Source organism: Enterococcus sp. RIT-PI-f, from assembly GCF_001297065.1.
Lineage (GTDB): Bacteria > Bacillota > Bacilli > Lactobacillales > Enterococcaceae > Enterococcus_D.
Genome location: NZ_LHOX01000015.1, coordinates 169,337 through 190,054, shown reverse-complemented (window position 1 = coordinate 190,054; position 20,718 = coordinate 169,337). Strand labels below are relative to the sequence as shown.

Genomic DNA, 20,718 nt, shown 5'->3' with positions numbered 1-20,718 from the left:
TTTATTCTAGTTTTTCGCGGTTTTCAGCCATTTTTTCTGATTTGATGTCTTTGATTGCGTCCCAATTATTAGAATCTAGGAAACTTTCAAAGTCTGTCAATGTCGTGTCAAAGGCCGATTCATCTTTCGAACGAATCAATGAAATGATCGTGCTGTTGGTTTTGGTTTTGATCGCTGTATTTGAACGTGCTTCTGCAGTTCCCGCATCTGGGTCTGTGTTTTCAATGACAAAGTGCGGATATAGCTTGCCTTCGCCCCATTCTTGCATTTGTGTCAATGCATTCTCTGTTTTGACTTTCAAGGCATTGGCACGGTCATTATTGAAATAATTGAAACGACTGATACCATATTTTTTGTTGTATGCCTCATTGTCGCTTTGTTCCATTTCTTTGACTTCTGGCAAGTAATCAATCTTGCCTTCATCATTGTAGGCATAGGTCACATCTTCAACACCAAATTTAGTCAAAATTTGTCCTGGTTCATCGATCAAATACGTGAAGAGTTGGGTCACTTTAGCTGGATCAGCTGCATCTTTGGTGATGTAATTGATCAACCAGCCAGAAATCCCCGTTTGATTCAAGGTTGCTTCTCTGCCAGAGGTACTTGCAGGTCCATCGATCGCAATGTAACGTGTATCTGAATTGTTCATAAATTCAGTGAAATTGCCGCCTTGGCCGCTCGTTCCAGCTACTAAAATCGTTGCATAATCACCTTGTTTGACTTTTTCATCGTAGGTTGGGCCATCATCAGTAAAACTGTCATCACTGATATTGCCATCACGATACACTTCATTGAACGCTTTTAACCATGTTACATATTCATCATCTAGATTACGGTCATAAAAATTGCCATCTTCATCTTCTAAAGGCACACCGAGGAAATCTTGCAGTTTATCAGAGAATGGTCCTGCTGTTTCGCCGATCGTAGTGAAGCCCATTGGCGTTAAATCAGGATATTTATCTGCGATTTCTTGCATGACTTTGACAAAGTTCTCTGGTGTGGATACATCAGGTTTGCCTAGCGCTTCATAGATGTCTTCACGAATCACAAAGTTATCGTTGACTGGAATATTGCCGCTTTCATAATCCGCTTCGGTATTAGAATAGTTCGGATAGCCGTAAGTTTTGCCATTGTCTAAAGAGAACCAATTGAAGGTGTCTTCAGTAACGACATCTAACAAGTATGGGTCGTATTGTTCAGCTAAGTCGTTTAATGCATATGCCCAACTATCGGCCTTAACAGCTGCTTGACTGGTTTTGTCCATCAATGTCACGATATCTGGCATGTCTCCACTTGAAATCAACGCATTCAGTTTTGAATCATCCCCAGAAATAAATTCTATATCAATATTTAGATCCTTTTTGATTTGCGCAGTTGTGACATCCTCGCCAAACGGCAAACTTGTCCAATCTGAATTGATGTACCACGTAATTTTTGTTGTTTCTTCTTTCGTGTCTAATTTCCAAGCAGGTGTGCTTTCATCTAATTCATACCGATCTTTGATGGAAAAATCTGAACCACTCGCATCGTCTGAGCTGCCGCCACATGCTGCTAAGCTGAGCAATGCTGTTGTTGCCAATAAACCGCCTAATACTTTCTTCATGTCTATCCCTCTTTCTATTCTTTTACTGCACCGGCCATCATACCGCCGATAAAGTGTTTTTGAAGCAATGGATAAATAATTAAAATCGGCACAGTCGTGATCACGATCGTTGCCAATTGCACCCCACGGGTCGTTGCTTGGACAATAAAGTCTGTACTACCGCTTTCCGTCATCGAACTTAGATTAGATTGAACGATGATTTCATAGATTTTCATTTGCAATGGATAGAGATATTCTTTGGTGATATATAGTTTGGTCGTCATAAAGTCGTTCCATTGGCCTACCCCGTTAAACAAGATAATCGTTGCCAACGCAGGCTTCGTCAGTGGCAAGAAAATCTGGTAAAAGATTTTGAATTCACTAGCACCATCGATTTTCGCTGATTCTTCTAATGAAGGTGGGATCTCACGGAAGAAGTTCATTAGAATCACCACATCATAGTAACTGAATAGGGCTGGAATAATGTATACCCAGAAAGAATCCAACAAACCGAGCGAGCGGATCAGCAAGTAAGTAGGGATCATTCCACCACTGAAATACATGGTGATCACGCCTAACGTGGTATAGATATTGCGCCCAATCAAGCGAGATTTACTTAACCCATAGGCGACTACGGCACAAAACAATGTATGAGTCGCAGCACCAATCACCGTTTTTAAGACTGAGATCAAAAAGGCTCTTGGGATGCTGTCATCCGACAATACTTTACGATAATTTTCCCATGTGAACCCTTTAGGCCATAAAACTAAGCCATTACCGGCTAAGCCTGAACCGGAAGATACCGAAGATACCAAAATATTCCAGACTGGCACAATGATCAGTAATGAAAACAGAATCAAAATCATTGTGTTAAAGAAATAAAACCAGCTGTTTTCTGTTTTTTTTCGTTTAATCATTTTTACGCCTCCTATAAGATGACTGAGTTGCCGTTATTCAATTTCCGTGTCACGCGGTCGGTGATCACTAGAAGAATCACTGAAATAATGGCTACGCCTAATCCGACTGCTGTTGCATAAGAGAAATCGCCTTGCGTCAGACCCATCTTATACACGAAGGAGTTGATGACTTCTGATTTGTTTTGGTTTTGAGAATTCATCAGAACCAATGTTTGATCTAAGTTCGAGCCTAAGATACCGCTCACATTCAAAATCAAGTTCAATGAAATGATCGGTGTCAGCAGTGGCAATGTGATCGAACGAATTTGCCGCAATTTGCTGGCACCATCGATTCTTGCCGCTTCATAAAACGTGGGGTCGATACGAGACATCCCTGCTAAGTAAAGAATCGTTCCCCAGCCAACTTCTTTCCATAAATCTGACAGAACAGCGATCCACCAATATTTATCGGGATCCAACAAATGGTTGACGCCTTTGTCCATCAAACCAACAGACATCAAGACTTGGTTAATAAATCCATTCGTAGATAACCATGAAATCATCATGCCCCCCAAAACGATCCATGAAAAGAAATGGGGAATGTATGAAACCGTTTGAATAATTTTCTTCAAGCGTCCATCTTGCATCTCAAAAATCATGATCGCTAAAATAATGGGAATCGCAAAACCTAGTCCCAATTTCAGCATACTGATGGCGAGGGTGTTGCGTACTGCTTCCCAGAAAAAACTATCACTCATGATGATGCGAAAATTATCTAACCCAACCCATGGTGCAGAAGAAATCGTGTCAATAACTGTGTAATTTTTAAACGCGATGATAATGCCATAAATAGGAATATAATTAAACACGATCATAAAGGCAACACCTGGAAAAACCATCCAGTGCAACTGCCGCTGGCTATAAATCTTTTGCAATTTACTCATATCCATAATCCCTTTCTTTTGCCCTAAGAAATATCTGTCTATTTGGTGAAACGTTTCTACAAACAGAGTATAAGTGGTCGCCAAACAAAATGCAAGCCTTTTCAATTATTTTTTTCAGATTTTTTCGCTTCTCGCTTTCTCCATGTTTTTTTAATTCATGTAGCAACCATCACAATCAAAAAGCTGATATATCAGCTAAAATTTGAATGTTATACCTCTATTTAACAAAAAAAATCACTTAATGCTTTATTTGTCACTGTTTTTTCAAAACCGTTCGCTAGATAAACCTAAAAGAAACGTTTCACTAAACAAGAAAAAGCCACCATCGCTGGGGGCTTTTTGCTGACATCCATTTGTTATCCTTCCACAAATGGATAGCCAAAGTGGTCGTAGGCTAATTGTGTCGCGACGCGACCTCGCGGGGTCCGCTTGAGAAACCCTTTCTGTATCAAAAATGGTTCATACATATCTTCGACCGTTTCGGTCTCTTCACCAATATTGACGGCGATCGTACTTAGTCCTACCGGTCCACCATGGTACAACTCGATCATCGTGCGAATCAGTTTTTGGTCGACATAATCTAACCCAGCATGATCTACAGCCAGCAATTGCAACGCTTGATCAGCAATTCTTTGATCAATCACGCCGTCTGCTTGAACTTGGGCATAATCACGTACACGTTTCAACAGACGATTGGCGATTCGCGGGGTGCCTCTAGAACGGCGGGCAATCTCGATCGCACCTTCCTCTACGATGGCAGTTTGGAAGATCGATGCGGTGCGCTGCACGATTTCTTTGAGGTCACCTTCTTCATAGTATTGCATATGAGAAATGATACCGAAGCGATCCCGCAATGGGGCAGATAACATGCCCGCACGGGTCGTTGCGCCTACTAAGGTAAAAGGTGGTAAGGGAAAATGAACCGGATGAGCGGTCGTTCCTTGACCAACCATGATATCGACATAAAAGTCTTCCATCGCCGAATACAGCATTTCCTCTGCCACACGGGGCAAGCGATGGATCTCATCGATAAACAAGACATCGCCTGGCTGCAATTCATTCAGAACAGCAATCAAATCCCCTGGTTTTTCGATTGCTGGACCACTAGTGGTCTTGATCTGCACGGCCATTTCATTGGCAATCACCATGGCCATCGTTGTTTTACCTAATCCTGGCGGTCCATAAAGCAGGACATGATCTAGTGCTTCTTCGCGGTTTTTGGCAGCTTGGATATAAATGTTTAGTTCTTGTTTGACTTTATTTTGGCCAATATATTGCGCAAGGGATTGCGGGCGCAGCGATTTTTCGATGATTTCTTCTTGCTCATTGGATTCTGGTGAAACGATCCGTTCCTCTGTCACGCTGATCCCTCCCTATTTTTTCATCATCAAACGAAGTGCTTCACGCAAATATTCATCTGTGGATTTCGTTATATTGGTTGCCAATTGTTTCTCGACTTTTTTGATTTCTTTGTCACTATACCCTAATGCCTTCAAAGCTTCTAAAGCTTCTTCAAGTGCTGTTGTTGCAACGGTCACTGGCAGAATAGCTGTTTCACCCACAAGTTCTGCTAATTTCCCTTTTAGATCCAGCACCATTTGCTGGGCTGTTTTTTTGCCGACACCAGGAAATTTGATCAGATAGGTGACATCTTCATTTTCGACTGCCGTGATCAAGCCGGCATGATCGTCATTGGCCATGATCGCCAATGCGCTCTTGGGACCAATCCCAGACACACTGATCAGTTTAAGGAACAACTGCTTGCCTTCGATCGTAGAAAAGCCATAAAGACTATGGGCGTCTTCTCGAATGACTTGGTGCAGGTAAATTTTGACTTCTTGGTTGAGTTTACCGCTAAATGCATAGGGATTTCCAAATGCAATCTGATAGCCGATGCCATAAGACTCGACCACGATATAGGCGGGGAAAATATCCGTTACTTTGCCGATAATATATTCGTACATGTGCTTTCCTTTCTGTACATACGTTCCCTTTATTGTAGCATAGACTGAGAGGCAAAAAAAGGACTGCCCGTAAAGACAGTCCTACAGTGATCCGATTATTCGACGACTGATTTATAGTCACCATAGCCTTTTTCATCCATTTCAGCTAGAGGAATGAATTTTAACGCTGCTGAATTGATGCAATAGCGCAAACCGCCTTTGTCTTGCGGTCCATCTGAAAAGACATGGCCCAAATGAGAATCTGCTTCTTTGCTGCGCACCTCTACCCGATGCATCCCATGGGAGAAATCAGCTTTTTCTTGAATATCTTGACGACTGATAGGTTTAGAAAAAGAAGGCCAACCACAGCCTGCATCAAATTTATCCGTGGAGGCAAATAATGGATCGCCGCTGACGATATCCACGTAGATCCCTTTTTCGTAGAAGTCATCATACGTTCCCGTAAACGGTCGTTCTGTCGCATTTTCTTGTGTGACAGCATATTCAATCGGCGATAGGGTTTCTTTCAGTGCTTCTTTATTTTCTTTTGTCATAGTGTCACCTGCTTTCAAATTTCGACGCTTCCTTTGCACTTATTCTGCCTCTTTTGGACTGGATTGTAAACTGACTTGCTTATGATTTTCCAGGTAGTCCTGGCCAACGAATGGTCTTCTCAGCTATATGCAAGTATGGCGGCTGGTCCTTAGTGAACATTTCTTCAGTTACGATAGCCTCGGATAAATGTGGAAATAGCCCTGCTGAAAAATAAAATTTTTCCGTTTCTTTTTCAAAATAACAAATACTTGATCCACATTGACTGCAAAATCCTCTCTGTGCCCAAGCAGATGATTCATACCATTGCAGCATTTGTTCCTCGAAAGCAACTTGCTCTCTTCGGCAAGGGGACAAGGCAATCATGGCGCCACCATGAAATTTTTGACACATTTGACAATGACAAATCGTAATGTTCTTCTCAATACCTTCAATCTTTATCTGGACTTTACCGCATAAACAGCTTCCCTCTGCATTCATTTTGTTGCCTCCTCAGGAAATTCAGCCAGTAAATGACTAACCGTATTAACAGGAAAACCAACGATGGCATAATAATCACCGTTGATGGCTTCAACGAATACTTTTGCAGCCCCTTGAATACCATAAGCACCTGCCTTATCCGCATATTCTCCTAAATCAAGATAGCGGTGGATCATCTCATCTGTCAAAGGACTAAAGGTGACTTCAGCTGAAACGACTGTCTGACATTGCTGATCGCCTTTTTGCAAATAGACGGCCGTATGGACCCAATGCTTCTTGCCGCTCACCAAGCGCAACATGCGATAGGCATCTTGCCAATCGACGGGTTTACCTAATATTTCACCATTGATGGTGACCGTAGTATCGCTCGCAATCACTAAATCGTTAGGATGGTTTGGTAGGACCACAGCTGCTTTTTCAGCCGCCATCCGCGCTACGTAAGCAAGCGGTGCTTCTCCGATACGGACGCTTTCGTCGATATCAGCGGGTACAACAGTGAACGTTGGCACCAATTCCGCCAACAGTTCTTTTCTTCTAGGGGATTGTGAGGCTAAAATAATCATTCGATTGCACTCCTTGCGCCATGAGGATCTTGGATTCGTTTGAACATCCGCTCCATATCACTATTGGTAAAATGGATCAGCACAGGCCGTCCATGTGGACAATTGAAAGGATTTTCACATTGTGCCAAATCGATCAACAATTGCCGTGCTTGTGCTTCATTGAGATAATGATTGGCTTTGATCGACCGTTTGCAACTCATCATAATAGCAATCGCTTCGCGAAATTTTTTGACACTGACACTGCCAGTAGTCAATAGCATATCAATCATTTCCCGCACGATCGATTCTTCTTCTCCACTTGGATACCAAGTCGGATGTGCCCGCAAAATAAAACTATTGGCACCAAATGGTTCTAAATGAATCCCGACTTCTGCTAACTGTGGACTTTTTTCTTGAATTTGCAGGGCATCACTGTTGGGATAATCCAAAACGATCGGCACTAGCAACTCTTGCTGATCAGTAGTCACATCACCAATTTTTTCCCGAAAATATTCATATTTGATCCGTTCTTGCGCGGCATGTTGATCAATGATATACAGCCCTTGTTCACTTTGGGCAAATAAATAGGTGCCATGCATTTGGCCGAAATAAGCCAATTGCGGAAAACGCTCTTTGGTGGGGGATTCTTCCAATAAGCGGTCAACTGTTTTTAAGTAATTTTTATCCCCACCATGTATTTCTGGATGCAAGTGAGACATTGTCTCTTGTTCAACAGCTGCTTCTTTTGGTGTCTCAGCAGTTGGTGTCTCTTCCGCTTTGCTTTCATCAAGTTGCTTCGGAAAGGCTTCTTCGATAAATGAGTGAATGGGTTTATTCGGTAAGGATGCTGCTAAATTTGTGAAAGCCTCAGGACTTTCCACGGGTCTTTCATTGGATCCATTCTCTGATTCTGGAAGTTTTCCACCTTCCTCCACAGGTTTTTCCACAGACTTATCCACAGTCTGTTGATAAGTCTGATTGGTTTCAAATTTGCCGGTTTGGCGATTAAAGTGCAAATCAGAAGATCCTTGCGGGGTTTCTAATGCTAAGCCCATTTGTTCTGCTTTGGGCTGGTCTTTGACTTTCTTTTTGAAACGAAGATTATCGGCAGCATTCGGAATCAAATTGATTTCCCGCAACGCTTCATTGATTGCCGCACTGATCAGTTTTGTCAATTCCGCTTCTTTTGATAAACGAACTTCTTGCTTGGTCGGATGAACATTGACATCTACAAGTAATGGGTCCATTTGGATCTCTAAGACCGCAAGTGGAAAGCGGCCAATCATCAATTTCGAGCCATAGCCTGCAACAATGGCTTTATTCAAGGCAAAGTTGCGGATATAGCGGCCATTGATGATCGTGGATAAGTAATTCCTGCTGGCGCGGGTTACTTCTGGCAAGGAAACAAAACCGGTCACTTTAAAATCTAAATCTGCTGTATCGATAGCGACCATTTTCTTGGCTGTCTCCACGCCATAAATACCAGCGATCGTTTGCTTCAACACCCCATTACCGGTGGTCCGCAGCATCGGGTTACCTTCATGGATCAGCCGAAAGGCAATCTCTGGATGACTCAAAGCGATTCGATTAACGATATCCCCCACATTCGCCAACTCCGTTTGCAGCGTTTTGACATACTTCAAGCGAGCCGGTGTATTGTAAAAGAGATTTTCGACAGTGATTTTGGTTCCTTGCCGCAAATTGGCCGGTTTGTGTGCTTCAACCGCCCCGCCTTTCAACCGAACATAGGTGCCTTGAGCTGCTTCATTGACAGCTGTTTCGATCGTTAAGACTGAAACAGAAGCGATACTTGGCAATGCTTCACCGCGAAAGCCCAGCGTACGGATGCGGAACAAGTCATCCCGATTATGGATTTTACTGGTGGCATGCCGTTTAAAAGCTGTCAACACATCTTCTTCAGCAATACCTTCGCCATTATCGATCACTTGGATCTTACGCAAGCCAGCTTCTTCAATAAAAATATCGATCTGTGTACTGCCGGCGTCGACAGCATTTTCAACTAATTCTTTGACCACAGAAGCCGGTCGTTCGACGACTTCTCCGGCAGCAATCTGGTTGGCAAGACGTTCAGACAATTCTTGGATCTTTCCCATCTGCTGACCTTCTTTCTAGATTCGTTTTTGCAATGCATACAACATATTCAAGGCGTCCATCGGTGTCATTTCTAATAAGTTTAATTTCTTCAGTTGATCGATGACCCCGATTTCTTCTGTTGAGATTTCACTAAATAAAGACAGTTGTTGATTTTCTTCGATTTGTGGTTTTGGTTGTACCGTTGGTTCATGTTCTTCTAATGCTTTCAAGATGGTGGCGGCTCTTTGGAGCAACGGGCTTGGCAGTCCTGCGATTTTGGCAACGTGGATCCCATAGCTCTTGTCTGCGGGTCCGTCCATCATCTTGTGCAGGAACACGACTTCCCCTTCTTTTTCAACAGCACCTACATGGATGTTGCGTAATTTGGCTAGTTCTTCATCTAACACGGTCAGCTCATGATAGTGGGTGGAGAATAAGGTCTTGGCCCGTACCTCTTTGTGGATATATTCAATGATTGCTTGCGCCAAAGCCATGCCGTCATATGTCGCAGTTCCTCTGCCCAGCTCATCAAACAAGATCAAGCTATTAGGTGTCGCATGACGGAGTGCTTGATTGGCTTCCATCATTTCCACCATGAAGGTACTTTGACCAGCAATCAAGTCATCACTGGCACCAATACGGGTAAAGATTCGGTCAAAAATCGGCATTTCTGCGGATTGCGCCGGAACGAAACAACCGATTTGTGCCATAATCACCAATAAGGCAAATTGACGCATATACGTACTCTTACCAGACATATTCGGCCCTGTGATCAGTAAGATTTCCGTATCCTCAGGCATCACAATACTGTTGGGAATATATTCTTGGTGGCCCAATACTTTTTCGACCACTGGATGTCGGCCATCAATGATCGATACGGCACGTTTTTGGGCAATCGCTGGCCGCACATACTGATAGCGTTCTGAGATTGTCGCAAAGCTTTGCAACACATCCACTGCGCTGACTGCTTTGGCGAGTTTCTGCAACTGAGCAATCTTTGCTTTGACCGCTTCTCTAACCTCTAAAAACAAGCGATATTCTAAATCAACAGATTTTTCTTCAGCTTCTAAAATCAAGGTTTCCAGCCGTTTCAATTCAGGGGAGATGAAACGTTCTGCATTGGCTAGGGTCTGTTTCCGTTCATAGCGAGAAGTATCCAAATTGACCAAATTGGCTTTGGTGATCTCAATATAGTAACCAAATACACGGTTAAAGCCTACTTTCAATGTTTTGACACCAGTCGCTTGCCGCTCTTTGGCCTCCAGTTCGGCTAACCATTTTTTGCCATCCCGCATTGCTGTCCGATATTGATCCAATTGCGGATCAAAACCGTCTTTGATGATATTGCCTTCCGTGATCTGTAACGGTGCGTCTTCATCGATGGCCGCTTCGATCAGCGCAACTAGATCATCCATTGGATTTAGTTCTAACAATAGGTCGTTCCATTCGCCACGGTTGATGCCTTCCAGTAGATTGCCGATCAAGGGAACTTGCATCAAGGAAGATTTCAATTGCAATAAATCACGGCCATTGACATTGCCAAAAGCCACTCGGCCAACCAAACGTTCCATATCATAGACTTTTGTCAATGCTTCTTGCAGATCGCCTCGTTCAAAGAAACTATCCAGCAAAGATTGGACCATATCTTGACGGGCAGCGATTTTTTTCGGTTGGATCAATGGTCGATCCAACCATTGTTTCAATAGACGTCCACCCATCGCTGTTTTGGTTTCATCTAATAGCCACAATAAAGTGCCTTGTTTTTTCCCTGTACGAATCGACTGGCTTAATTCTAAATTAAATTTAGAATAATGATCCATTTTCAGGGCATGGTCTGGTTGATAAGCGACAGCTTGTTGAATATGGGCCAAACTGCGTTTTTGGGTGACTGAAAGATAGCTGAGTAATTTACCAGTCACTTCTTTGATCGTTGGCTCAGTCAGCTGGCTTGTCAAAAACTGAAATTCTGCATTGTCTTCATTCGTTTCTTGGTTAGAAAAAACCACTTCTAGACGGGTCGTCAATAAGGTTCTCAGTTCCTCAGAGATCTCACTGCACAAAACAACTTCCTTCGTTTGCAGTGCAGCTGCTTCATTGAGTACTGCTTCTTCATCTTCTAGGACAGCTGCTTTCAATTCCCCTGTACTTAAATCAACATATGCAAAGCCAAATTGCTGATTTGCGTGCAAAACTGCCGTCAAAAAATTATTTTCTTTCGCCGTCAATCCCTTGCTGTCCATGACCGTTCCTGGCGTGATCAACTGAACGACTTCTCGTTTGACCATTCCTTTAGTGGTTTTAGGATCTTCTACTTGTTCGCAAATAGCGACTTTATACCCTTGCTCAATCAGGGTATCGATATAGTTGCTTGCTGCATGATACGGTACGCCGCACATTGGAATCGGTTCTTCCGCATTTTTGTTGCGGCTGGTCAATGTCAGTTCTAAGATTTGCGCGGCTTTGATGGCATCTTCATTGAATAATTCATAGAAATCTCCTAAACGATAGAACAAAAAAGCATCTTGGTATTGGGCCTTGATGCTTAAATACTGTTCCATCATGGGAGTGTTTTTAGTCTTTTGAGGCATGTTGTTCCTCCTCCTGGATGGGTATATTCATTTGCTTTTGGATCTCATTGGTCACATAGTGCAATAATTCATCTGCTTCTTGTAATGCCTCCCGATAGGCAACCACGATCGGGTGGTGTTCATATTCATTTGTCAATGCTTCATATTTATTTTGCGCTGCTTGATACGCTTCAGGTTTATGGTAATACTCGTAGTGGACCATATCCTTTTGTGCCTGTTTGATTGCTTCCTCCAAAGATTGTAACTTGGGATTCGCTGCGGCCCGCTTTTGGATTGCTTGAAAATTCCGGACAACAGAATGATCTGCTAAAAGCTGTTTCAAACTGGCCACTTCACTGGCGATTTTTGGTTCTTTCTCTAGTTGATCCATCGTTCTTACTCCGTAAAAGGGCGGTCTTCACTGATTTGGATTGGTTTGATTGATTTGGCTTTTCCAGATGTTTCGTCGATCTCGATCAGGCAGGCCGATAGGATGCTGCGGCCTTTTTCGATGACTTCAAAACGTTGCGGCAATGCGGTCAAAAATTTCTCGATCACTGGTTCGCGTTTCATACCCAAAATACCATCGTAGGGGCCTGTCATGCCAACATCAGATAAGTATGCCGTTCCTTGAGGCAAAATCCGCGCATCATTGGTCTGAACATGGGTATGGGTGCCGACGACAGCAGAAACACGGCCATCTAAATACCATCCCATTGCTTGCTTTTCACTCGTGGTTTCCCCATGGAAATCAACAAAAATAAAAGGGGTCCGTTTGCGTGCAACAGCCAGCAATTCTTCCATTTTGCGAAATGGATCGTCTAGATCGACCATGAAGGAACGGGCTTGCATGTTGATGACTGCCAATTCAATCGTATTGACTTTGACAAAAACCATCCCCACCCCCGGTGTCCCTTCTGGAAAATTAGCCGGTCTGATCATTTTTTTTGCATCGCCGATAAATTCAAAAATATCCCGATTGTCCCATGTATGATTGCCGAGTGTGACAACATCAACACCGTCTTGCAAAAATTTCTTATAGATTTTCCCTGTGATACCGCGACCTGCTGCCGCATTCTCGCCATTGGCGATCGTCACTTGCGGCCGATAGGCTTTCTTTAGTCTTGGCAAATACTCCGTGATCGTTTCTCTGCCTAATGAACCAACAACATCTCCAATAAATAATACCCGCACACGATTTCCTCTTCTCTTTTCACTTCTTTTCTATTATAAGGGTTTTGGTCAAGAAAAAAAAGGTGCATTCCTTGTTCAGATCTTGAATCACGCAGGCAAGATTCCCCATGTTTGGCAGCACAGAAAAAAAAACGCGCCTTTTTCCAAAGTACGCGTTCTTGGCTTTAGTTCTGTGCATCCGCTCCAGTGCCGACATGACGAACGATCGCCACGATCAAATCACGGGCTGTTTCCATCGCTTCGACTGTGATGAACTCATATTGTCCATGGAAGTTTTCCCCTCCGGTAAACAAGTTCGGTGTCGGGATGCCTTTGTACGTGATTTTTGATCCGTCTGTACCGCCACGAAAAGGTTCCTCAATCGGTGTGATCCCGATCGCTTTCATCCCTGCTCTAGCTGCTTCGATACTACGCGGGTCTTCTTTGATCAAGTCCCCCATGTTGTAATATTGATCGTAAAGTGTGTAGGTGATCCGCTCTTGACCATACTGGCTGTTCAACGCGGCAATGATCGCTACCATGTTTTCTTTACGCTGCTCAAATTGCTGATGGTCGTGGTCACGTATGATGTAGGATACTTCAGCTTGGCCAATATGCCCACTCAAGTTGTGCAGCAAATAAAATCCTTGATAGTCTTTCGTCAACTCTGGCACCTCAGCTGCCGGCAAAGCAGCATCGATTTGATGGGCAATCTTCAAGGCATTGACCAAACGGCCATACGCCGTTCCCGGATGAACACTGGTGCCGTGGATGGTGATATCGATCCGGGCCGCATTGAAGGTCTCGAACTCCATATGTCCGATCCGACCGCTGTCCATTGTATAGGCAAAAGCAACAGGAAAATCTGCTGGATCAAAGCGATCTGCTCCAAGGCCGATCTCTTCATCTGGGCCAAAAGCAACCCAGACATCCCCACGTTGTTGGGGATCTTGTTTTTGTAAGATGCGCACTGCATCAATGATCTCTGCGATCCCTGCTTTGTCATCCGCACCTAGTAATGTCGTGCCGTCAGTGGTGATCAATGTCTGACCAATGTAATCCGTCAAGTTAGGAAACTCAGCCACCCGCATCATCAATTGTTGTTCTTGATTGAGTACGACGTCTTGACCATCATAATTTTCGTGGATCTGGGGTTGGATATTTTCGGCTGCAAAATCCGCTGTATCGACATGGGCAATAAAGCCGATTGCTTCTTTTTCAGGATTCCCTGGCAAACGACCAATCACAAAACTATTTTTTTCGTGATAAACGACGTCTGACAGGCCCATTTCAGTTAGTTGGTCTTTCAACAACAAAGCAAGTTCGACTTGCCCTGGTGTTGTAGGAATCTGTTGGCTGGTTGCATCAGATCGGGTATTCATTTTGGCATAAGTGAGGAAATCCTTCAATATCTGTTTCATAGCGACACTTCTTTCTTGTTTATATCATTGTTATTTACTATATCATGTTAAAAAGACAAGGGACGATGATCGGTTTCATGGATCACCTCGCGAAAATCAGCAAAACCAGCAGCCAAACCTCTCAGCAAGATTTCTGCAGTACCCATATTGGTCGCGAGGGGAATCTCATAGACGTCTGACAACCGTATCAAAGCAGTGACATCTGGTTCATGGGGTTGCGCTGCCAAAGGATCCCGCAAAAAAATCACCATATCCAAATCATCTTGTGAAATCATCGCGCCGATTTGCTGATCTCCACCTAAAGGACCCGATTTATAGCAATGCACCGGCAGACCGGTTGCTTCTTGGATCCTCTTTCCTGTCGTCCCTGTTGCAAACAATTCATGTTGCGCCAAAATCTCGCGATAAGCGGTCACCAGTTTGATCATGACCTCTTTCTTTCGGTCATGGGCGATCAATGCAATTTTCATCTTGTCGTCCTCCTTTTTTCTCTATTGTACCAATCAACTAAGATATTGTATGAAAACATAAAAAACATAGCGGCACGCAATTCAGCCCCGCTATGTTCGTCTTTTAAATCAAATGCAGCTCTTTCAACGCCAACCAAATACCATCTTCATCATTGCTTGCAGTCACCATATCCGCCACTTGCTGGATCGCAGGTACAGCATTGCCCATGGCCACACCAATGCCAGCAGCTTCTAACATTTCGCGGTCATTTTGGCCATCGCCAAAGCAGATCACATCAGCTTGCGAAATGCCTAATTGTTCTGCGACACACAAAATCGTTGCCGCTTTTGACCCTTCTTTAGGCACCACATCGACACTGTTCTCATGCCAACGAACAAAGCGTAGTTTGCTGTATTTGTCATCAAAATAATGCTCATATTCTTTTCCATAGAATGCCAATGCTTGATAGACTTCTTTTTCTTCAGGAAAATCCACATCTAATTCTGGCAACTGTGCACCAAAGGAATGCATCGCAGCTTCCATCTTCTCAATATTTAAAGAAGAAGCTCGTTTGGCTGTATCCATCCCAACAAATGCGGTGTCTATCCCTAGGTCATGAGCTTCAGCCACAAAATTGTGCAATTGTTCCTCATCCAGCAAATGTTTGTACACTTGTTGATGGGCCAAAAAGGCTGCTGCTCCATTACAAAGGATATAGTTGTCAAAAGCAAGGGAACGAATCACGTCTTGTGCATGAAAACGACTGCGTCCAGTCGCCACTGTTACGAAGTGTCCCGCATCCCGCAAGCATTGCAATGCCTCGACTGTACTGTCTAAAGGCTGTTTGTTCGAGTCAAGCAGAGTTCCGTCAATATCAAAGGCAAAGAATTTCCGATTCATAAAAGGTTAAGGCTCTCTTTCTATAAGAAGTATCCATTTTTTTAAGACGTACATCCTTGAACATTTTTTTCGTTCAAAGGAAATCTTACTTCCATTCTTACATAAAAATGCCGTCTTTTCAATGTTTCTGAGTCAATCCTTTCAACGAAAATCTTTTTCGTGTTTTCAAGCTGCGTAAACGAATCCTCCACTTTTCTCTCACATACCGCCCTCTACCTCGATGAAACTCATTGGACTTCTTGCCACAACGTAGTGATATCTTCCTGGACGTCCACTTTGGTTCCGCCAAAGTTGTCTTCAATATAGTCCTTCACTTCATCACTATGATAAAGATCAGCCAATTTTTGCAATGCAGGGTCATCTGCGTTTTCTTCAGTGGTCACCAACACATTAATACTGGTTTTGGTATTTTGATCGATTTCTTCTTTATACAACGAATCCGTTAAGACATTCAACCCGCCCTCAAAAGCCACCGTATTACTGATCAATGCTAGATCGACATCTGGCAAGATTCTAGGTCCCGTCGTGTCATCAATCAGTTTGAAGGTCAAATCTTTTGGATTGTCTACTATATCAGAAGGTGTCCCAGTTCCATTGTCAAAATCATCCGATAGCGTAATCAAGCCAGCTGCTTCTAATAAACGCAACCCTCGTGCTGTATTCGCTGGATTATCTGCTAAAGCAACCACTGCTCCATCAGGAACATCCGCGATATCATCGATTGAATCGGCATAAATCCCCATTGGCTCCATATATGTCGTAGCGATGGGAACCAAATCTGTATCACTATCATGATTGAAGCTCAATAAATATCCTAGAGATTGAAACGCATTGACAGCTACTTCTCCCTCGACAGTGGCTGCGTTCAACTGCGGACCGCTGTCAATTTCCTTGACTTCGATCGATAACCCTGCATCTTTGGTTTCATCAAGTCCAGCAATAAATGTCCAAATCTCGGCATCACTCCCGACAGAACCAATCACCACTTTTTCCGGCGCTGTTGAATCGCCACTCGCTGATGTATCAGCTTGTTGCCCACATCCCGCAAATACGAATGCCGAAAACAGTAAACTTACGCCCAAATATTTTTTCATCCTACATCCATCCTTTTTGTGTTTTAATTACCTATTTTATTAGTGCATCGTCATACCGCCAGTAACATTGATGGCTTGACCTGTCATATACGCTGCTAAGGGGCTTGCTAAGAATAAGACCACATTGGCCACATCTTGCGGCGTTCCTGTGCGGCCTAATGGCACTTGCGCTGTATCTTCGGCAACGATATCTGCGACAGATAATCCGCGCAATCTTGCACCATCCACTCTTTCTCGCTGCTTCATCTTTGTTTCGATAATTCCAGGACAAACAGCATTCACAAGAATGTCGTCTGGGGCAACTTCTAATGCCAAATTTTTTGTTAACCCTATTAGAGCATGTTTTGATGCTACATAGGCGCTCATGCCACGATACGGATTTTTCCCAGCCTGAGAAGCAAGCACGATCACTCGACCATGCTTTTGCCACCGCTTCATTTCTGCTGTGATTTTTCGCAATACGAGGTAGGCACCTCTCGTATTGACAGCAAAAACATGGTCGAAATCTGCTGTCTGACTTGTGAGAAATGGATCCATGATCGATAAACCAGCAACATGCACCAACACATCAGGAACCAACTGATGTATTTGGATCATTTCAACAAGCTGATCAATCGACGCTTCTTGTTGAATATCAACATGTATTTGATACGCACCATCTCCTGCTTGCGTCCAATCTTGTGTATATTGACGGTCTGCATCGATCACGATTGCCCCTTCAGACAAAAATGTTGTGCGGATCGCCGCACCAATCCCCTGTGCACCGCCAATCACCAATACGACCTTTTGTTGCAACTCAGAAAACACCATGCGCTCACCTACACAATGCGGCGGACAAAAGCATCACGACTAATCCCTTGATCCAACACTGATTTCGCCCATTCTTTCGCAGAAAACAAGGAGTGGTCTTTATAGTTTCCACAACTTTTGGCATCTGTCCCCTGGACATCAGACCATTCAATCTCATCAACGATTTGTGTCAAGGTATCTTTCAATGCTAGAGCGACTTCTGCAGGCTCATATCTGTCCCATACGATCAGATGAAATCCGGTTCGGCAGCCAAATGGAGAAATATCGATGATCCCTTCCAAACGGTCTCTGAGCAACGCGGCCAGCAAATGTTCTAAAGTATGGATAGCGCCGGTAGGGATTTCTGCTTGATTGGGTTGGGCAAAGCGTAAATCATAATTGGTGATCGTATCGCCCTTCTTCCCTGTTTCTGTCGTGATCACACGAACATATGGTGCAATTACTTTATTGTGGTCAAGGGTAAAGCTTTCTACTTCTGCCATTTTTTCTTCCTACTTTCTATGATTGAATATTTGTCATTGTCATAAAGACAGTGCAACCAAAAAGGCATAACTTCTAAAATCAAACAACTGACCGCGACAATTTTTAAGCCAAAAAAAAATCCTTAAGAGAGTTATTCTCCTAAGGATGTAATCAACTTACATGGTACCACCTTTGTGCGCAAACTTCTTGCGAAGCATGCCTCTGCTCCCATACGGCTTTCGCGATATAGGGATCCATGATAACGGGGACAGCCGTGTACCTCTAAAAACAAATTCTCGAAGTACCCACTCAAAAGCCATTTTCAGATTCATTTTCTTCCACCCTTTTTCAGCATACAGGGCTCTCTGTCAGGAATATGACTAAATCTTACTTTCTTCATCAACGTGTTTGTTGCTTGATTTTTATCAAGAATAGCAGATGGGCAAATGGCTGTCAATCAAATTTTTCACAAAAAAAAGAAGCATTGCTGCTTCTTTTTGCTTAGTCTACATAGGTTGATTTAGAATTGTTCAACCAAGCATAGCCTAAGCCCATTACAAGTCCGCCACCGATATAATTACCGATAAAAGCAAAGACTAGGTTATGGATCACACTGCCGACAGTCATGCCAGCTAGGTGACCGCCTGAAGCCCAGAAAGCCAATGTGAAAGCTGGGAAGTTGGCGATAACGTGTTCGAAGCCTAAAAAGGCAAAGATGAAAATAATGAAGATGATCGCTGCCACTTTACCAGCATCGTCTTTCATCCGCATGCTGACCAAAACAGCTGTATTCACGACAATATTGGCAAACATCGCTTCAACCAAAATTTGAAGTGTTGATTTATCCAATTTTGCAGTGATCGATGTCAACATGAAGTTGTCTGCGGTCAAGCCTTGAAAAGGCCCTGTTAACGCAACGATCGAACCGAAGATCACGCCGCCGATCAAGTTGAACAGAACACAGGTAAACAAAATTTTCAATGCCAAAGGAACGCTCAAACGTTTTCGATAGACCCCAACTGTCATATACAACATATTTGATGTACCGAGTTCTGCGTTCATATATAAAATCATGACCAAAGACCAGCTGAACATAAAGGCATACAAAATTTTCCCAAGTCCATGGACCATTGATTCACCTTTCATGGCAATTGCAAAAGCAATTGCTGTACCAAGGGTCAAGAATAGGCAAGCCATCATTGCACGGACAGCATAACGTACATAACTACTTTTGATCAAGTCGATTTTCTTTTCAATAGAGGAATCGATTTTCTCAAATAACGGGGATACTGGATTCATTTTTCTGCTCCTTTTTTTGTCTATTATCTTTATTCGTTATAAATTGCACAATACTTCCATATTCTAATGACGAAACAGCTTTTTGTAAAGGGATAAATGAAAATATAAGGAATTTATGAAAAATTTCATTCCTAGTTTTCATTTAAGCATCCAGAAGTATATCTTGACTTATGCAGCAATATTTCGTATACTATTCTTTGTGTAAAATAATGCAGCAGGGAAATAATAACTCGTCCCCAGTTCGTTGCCCGCAGGGTTCAATTGCGTAACCGCGGCTGCAAAGGTGAAGATTGAAGAATGAACTGTACGAATATGAATTTTTCAACGGATTATTTTACTCCAAACTAATTTATTGGAGGAACCAAATTATGTCACGTTATACTGGACCATCATGGAAAATCTCTCGTCGTTTAGGTATTTCATTATCAGAAACTGGAAAAGAATTGGCACGTCGCCCTTACGCTCCAGGTCAACACGGACCAAACAGCCGTGGAAAGAAATCTGAATACGGCATGCAATTAACTGAAAAACAAAAACTACGTCATATGTACGGCGTCAACGAACGTCAATTCCGTACATTGTTCGTTAAAGCTAGCAAAATCAAAGAAGGCAAACATGGTGTTAACTTCATGATCTTACTAGAACAACGCTTAGATAACGTTGTTTACCGTCTAGGTTTAGCAACTACACGTCGTCAAGCACGTCAATTGGTCAACCATGGCCACGTATTGGTAGACGGCAAACGTGTTGATATCCCTTCATACCACGTTGAAGTGGGTCAAGTGATCAGCGTTCGCGAAAAATCACAAAACATTTCTACAATCAAAGAAGCTGTTGAAGCAACAGCTGGCCGTTCTTCATTTGTCAGCTTTGACAGCGAAAAATTAGAAGGTTCATTGACTCGTTTACCTGAGCGCGATGAATTGACTGCAGAAGTTGACGAAGCATTGGTCGTTGAATTCTACAACCAAGTCCTTTAATTTTATCAAGGAACACGATCCGTTATCGGATCGTGTTTTTTTGTGTAAAAAAAGGAGAAGCACAATGCTTCTCCTTTTTCAGATAATATTCACAACAGATTTGCCTTCGGTCTTCTTTTGACGATAATTGAACATCAATAGTTCCCGTTGCCGTTTTTTAAAGATGATCTTCCGCAAATTTCGTGGTACAAACTTACGAATATCCTCTTCATTGTAGCCAACTTGCAGTTTATTTTGATCAATGATGATTGGGCGTTTTAATAAATTAGGGTAGGTTTCGATCAAGCTAAGGAGTTCTTCAAGTTTCAACTCATCCAAATCAATAGCCAATTTTTGATAGACTTTAGAACGGGTAGAAATAATATCTTCCGTACCATTTTTGGTCAAAGAAAGAATTTGTATTAATTCCTCACTATTTAATGGATCGCTAAACATGTTTCTTTCTTCAAAAGGCAACTCATTTTCGGTCAACCAAGCCCGCGCTTTGCGGCATGAGGTACAGCTTGGTGTTGTATATAGTGAGATCATT

At 42.9% G+C, this 20,718-nt stretch carries 21 protein-coding genes and 1 other annotated feature; of the genes, 1 reads left to right on the top strand and 20 read right to left on the bottom strand.

Annotated features, from left to right (window positions below):
* Position 1: 1 nt before the first annotated feature.
* The 19 genes from AEQ18_RS07855 to AEQ18_RS07765 form a co-directional block, all read right to left on the bottom strand.
* Complete coding sequence (locus tag AEQ18_RS07855; protein ID WP_054115781.1) at positions 2 to 1,603, bottom strand: sugar ABC transporter substrate-binding protein; 1,602 nt, start codon at positions 1,601 to 1,603, stop codon at positions 2 to 4.
* A gap of 14 nt (positions 1,604 to 1,617) precedes the next feature.
* On the bottom strand, positions 1,618 to 2,499 hold the full coding sequence (locus AEQ18_RS07850; RefSeq protein WP_054115780.1) for a carbohydrate ABC transporter permease: 882 nt from the start codon (positions 2,497 to 2,499) through the stop codon (positions 1,618 to 1,620).
* Positions 2,500 to 2,510: 11 nt separating this feature from the next.
* Positions 2,511 to 3,422 carry an ABC transporter permease gene (locus AEQ18_RS07845; protein WP_054115977.1) on the bottom strand — a complete coding sequence of 304 codons (912 nt, stop codon included), beginning with the start codon at positions 3,420 to 3,422 and terminating at the stop codon, positions 2,511 to 2,513.
* Positions 3,423 to 3,778: 356 nt separating this feature from the next.
* Positions 3,779 to 4,783 (bottom strand): Holliday junction branch migration DNA helicase RuvB, encoded by a 1,005-nt coding sequence (ruvB, locus tag AEQ18_RS07840; protein ID WP_054115779.1) that lies wholly within the window; start codon positions 4,781 to 4,783, stop codon positions 3,779 to 3,781.
* Between the two features lie 12 nt (positions 4,784 to 4,795).
* Positions 4,796 to 5,386, bottom strand: coding sequence for a Holliday junction branch migration protein RuvA (gene ruvA / locus AEQ18_RS07835; RefSeq protein ID WP_054115778.1), 591 nt, complete (start codon positions 5,384 to 5,386; stop codon positions 4,796 to 4,798).
* A gap of 95 nt (positions 5,387 to 5,481) precedes the next feature.
* The gene (gene msrB / locus AEQ18_RS07830) at positions 5,482 to 5,919 is read right to left on the bottom strand and encodes a peptide-methionine (R)-S-oxide reductase MsrB (protein ID WP_054115976.1); all 438 of its coding nucleotides are present in this window, start codon (positions 5,917 to 5,919) and stop codon (positions 5,482 to 5,484) included.
* Positions 5,920 to 5,998: 79 nt separating this feature from the next.
* On the bottom strand, positions 5,999 to 6,397 hold the full coding sequence (locus AEQ18_RS07825; protein WP_054115777.1) for a GFA family protein: 399 nt from the start codon (positions 6,395 to 6,397) through the stop codon (positions 5,999 to 6,001).
* Positions 6,394 to 6,960: a Maf family protein gene (locus AEQ18_RS07820; protein ID WP_054115776.1), complete on the bottom strand. Its 567-nt coding sequence runs from the start codon at positions 6,958 to 6,960 to the stop codon at positions 6,394 to 6,396. Before AEQ18_RS07820 ends, AEQ18_RS07825 begins: the two co-directional genes overlap by 4 nt.
* On the bottom strand, positions 6,957 to 9,053 hold the full coding sequence (gene mutL, locus AEQ18_RS07815; protein WP_054115775.1) for a DNA mismatch repair endonuclease MutL: 2,097 nt from the start codon (positions 9,051 to 9,053) through the stop codon (positions 6,957 to 6,959). The genes AEQ18_RS07820 and mutL overlap by 4 nt, the downstream gene beginning before the upstream one ends.
* A gap of 15 nt (positions 9,054 to 9,068) precedes the next feature.
* Positions 9,069 to 11,621: a DNA mismatch repair protein MutS gene (gene mutS, locus AEQ18_RS07810; protein ID WP_054115774.1), complete on the bottom strand. Its 2,553-nt coding sequence runs from the start codon at positions 11,619 to 11,621 to the stop codon at positions 9,069 to 9,071.
* Positions 11,605 to 11,991: a YlbF family regulator gene (locus tag AEQ18_RS07805; protein ID WP_054115773.1), complete on the bottom strand. Its 387-nt coding sequence runs from the start codon at positions 11,989 to 11,991 to the stop codon at positions 11,605 to 11,607. Before AEQ18_RS07805 ends, mutS begins: the two co-directional genes overlap by 17 nt.
* A 5-nt stretch (positions 11,992 to 11,996) precedes the next feature.
* A complete protein-coding gene (locus AEQ18_RS07800) occupies positions 11,997 to 12,794 on the bottom strand; it encodes a TIGR00282 family metallophosphoesterase (RefSeq protein ID WP_054115772.1) in 798 nt (265 codons plus the stop codon).
* Between the two features lie 164 nt (positions 12,795 to 12,958).
* The gene (gene pepT / locus AEQ18_RS07795) at positions 12,959 to 14,194 is read right to left on the bottom strand and encodes a peptidase T (protein ID WP_054115771.1); all 1,236 of its coding nucleotides are present in this window, start codon (positions 14,192 to 14,194) and stop codon (positions 12,959 to 12,961) included.
* Positions 14,195 to 14,241: 47 nt separating this feature from the next.
* Positions 14,242 to 14,664 carry a methylglyoxal synthase gene (locus AEQ18_RS07790; RefSeq protein ID WP_054115770.1) on the bottom strand — a complete coding sequence of 141 codons (423 nt, stop codon included), beginning with the start codon at positions 14,662 to 14,664 and terminating at the stop codon, positions 14,242 to 14,244.
* Positions 14,665 to 14,767: 103 nt separating this feature from the next.
* A complete protein-coding gene (locus tag AEQ18_RS07785) occupies positions 14,768 to 15,544 on the bottom strand; it encodes a Cof-type HAD-IIB family hydrolase (RefSeq protein ID WP_054115769.1) in 777 nt (258 codons plus the stop codon).
* Positions 15,545 to 15,771: 227 nt separating this feature from the next.
* The gene (locus tag AEQ18_RS07780; RefSeq protein WP_054115768.1) at positions 15,772 to 16,638 is read right to left on the bottom strand and encodes a MetQ/NlpA family ABC transporter substrate-binding protein; all 867 of its coding nucleotides are present in this window, start codon (positions 16,636 to 16,638) and stop codon (positions 15,772 to 15,774) included.
* Positions 16,639 to 16,677: 39 nt separating this feature from the next.
* The gene (locus tag AEQ18_RS07775) at positions 16,678 to 17,448 is read right to left on the bottom strand and encodes an SDR family NAD(P)-dependent oxidoreductase (protein WP_054115767.1); all 771 of its coding nucleotides are present in this window, start codon (positions 17,446 to 17,448) and stop codon (positions 16,678 to 16,680) included.
* An 8-nt stretch (positions 17,449 to 17,456) separates the two neighbouring features.
* A complete protein-coding gene (locus AEQ18_RS07770; RefSeq protein WP_054115766.1) occupies positions 17,457 to 17,930 on the bottom strand; it encodes an S-ribosylhomocysteine lyase in 474 nt (157 codons plus the stop codon).
* Positions 17,931 to 18,068: 138 nt separating this feature from the next.
* Positions 18,069 to 18,322: a binding site (T-box leader), on the bottom strand.
* An 89-nt stretch (positions 18,323 to 18,411) separates the two neighbouring features.
* Positions 18,412 to 19,209 (bottom strand): formate/nitrite transporter family protein, encoded by a 798-nt coding sequence (locus AEQ18_RS07765; protein WP_054115765.1) that lies wholly within the window; start codon positions 19,207 to 19,209, stop codon positions 18,412 to 18,414.
* 368 nt (positions 19,210 to 19,577) lie between these two features.
* On the opposite strand from AEQ18_RS07765, the gene rpsD reads away from it, so the two are divergent.
* Positions 19,578 to 20,189, top strand: a complete 612-nt coding sequence (gene rpsD / locus AEQ18_RS07760; protein ID WP_054115764.1) for a 30S ribosomal protein S4 — start codon at positions 19,578 to 19,580, stop codon at positions 20,187 to 20,189.
* Positions 20,190 to 20,267: 78 nt separating this feature from the next.
* On the opposite strand, the gene spx is transcribed toward rpsD, so the two are convergent.
* Positions 20,268 to 20,717, bottom strand: a complete 450-nt coding sequence (gene spx, locus AEQ18_RS07755) for a transcriptional regulator Spx (protein WP_054115763.1) — start codon at positions 20,715 to 20,717, stop codon at positions 20,268 to 20,270.
* Position 20,718: the final 1 nt, after the last annotated feature.

What these genes read in the sequence shown, in the direction of transcription:
- AEQ18_RS07855 (WP_054115781.1), bottom strand. Translation starts at nt 1,603, where the DNA reads ATGAAGAAAGTATTAGGCGGTTTATTGGCAACAACAGCATTGCTCAGC.
- AEQ18_RS07850 (WP_054115780.1), bottom strand. Translation starts at nt 2,499, where the DNA reads ATGATTAAACGAAAAAAAACAGAAAACAGCTGGTTTTATTTCTTTAAC.
- AEQ18_RS07845 (WP_054115977.1), bottom strand. Translation starts at nt 3,422, where the DNA reads ATGAGTAAATTGCAAAAGATTTATAGCCAGCGGCAGTTGCACTGGATG.
- ruvA (WP_054115778.1), bottom strand. Translation starts at nt 5,386, where the DNA reads ATGTACGAATATATTATCGGCAAAGTAACGGATATTTTCCCCGCCTAT.
- msrB (WP_054115976.1), bottom strand. Translation starts at nt 5,919, where the DNA reads ATGACAAAAGAAAATAAAGAAGCACTGAAAGAAACCCTATCGCCGATT.
- AEQ18_RS07825 (WP_054115777.1), bottom strand. Translation starts at nt 6,397, where the DNA reads ATGAATGCAGAGGGAAGCTGTTTATGCGGTAAAGTCCAGATAAAGATT.
- AEQ18_RS07820 (WP_054115776.1), bottom strand. Translation starts at nt 6,960, where the DNA reads ATGATTATTTTAGCCTCACAATCCCCTAGAAGAAAAGAACTGTTGGCG.
- mutL (WP_054115775.1), bottom strand. Translation starts at nt 9,053, where the DNA reads ATGGGAAAGATCCAAGAATTGTCTGAACGTCTTGCCAACCAGATTGCT.
- mutS (WP_054115774.1), bottom strand. Translation starts at nt 11,621, where the DNA reads ATGCCTCAAAAGACTAAAAACACTCCCATGATGGAACAGTATTTAAGC.
- AEQ18_RS07805 (WP_054115773.1), bottom strand. Translation starts at nt 11,991, where the DNA reads ATGGATCAACTAGAGAAAGAACCAAAAATCGCCAGTGAAGTGGCCAGT.
- pepT (WP_054115771.1), bottom strand. Translation starts at nt 14,194, where the DNA reads ATGAAACAGATATTGAAGGATTTCCTCACTTATGCCAAAATGAATACC.
- AEQ18_RS07790 (WP_054115770.1), bottom strand. Translation starts at nt 14,664, where the DNA reads ATGAAAATTGCATTGATCGCCCATGACCGAAAGAAAGAGGTCATGATC.
- AEQ18_RS07785 (WP_054115769.1), bottom strand. Translation starts at nt 15,544, where the DNA reads ATGAATCGGAAATTCTTTGCCTTTGATATTGACGGAACTCTGCTTGAC.
- AEQ18_RS07780 (WP_054115768.1), bottom strand. Translation starts at nt 16,638, where the DNA reads ATGAAAAAATATTTGGGCGTAAGTTTACTGTTTTCGGCATTCGTATTT.
- AEQ18_RS07775 (WP_054115767.1), bottom strand. Translation starts at nt 17,448, where the DNA reads ATGGTGTTTTCTGAGTTGCAACAAAAGGTCGTATTGGTGATTGGCGGT.
- AEQ18_RS07770 (WP_054115766.1), bottom strand. Translation starts at nt 17,930, where the DNA reads ATGGCAGAAGTAGAAAGCTTTACCCTTGACCACAATAAAGTAATTGCA.
- AEQ18_RS07765 (WP_054115765.1), bottom strand. Translation starts at nt 19,209, where the DNA reads ATGAATCCAGTATCCCCGTTATTTGAGAAAATCGATTCCTCTATTGAA.
- rpsD (WP_054115764.1), top strand. Translation starts at nt 19,578, where the DNA reads ATGTCACGTTATACTGGACCATCATGGAAAATCTCTCGTCGTTTAGGT.
- spx (WP_054115763.1), bottom strand. Translation starts at nt 20,717, where the DNA reads ATGATCTCACTATATACAACACCAAGCTGTACCTCATGCCGCAAAGCG.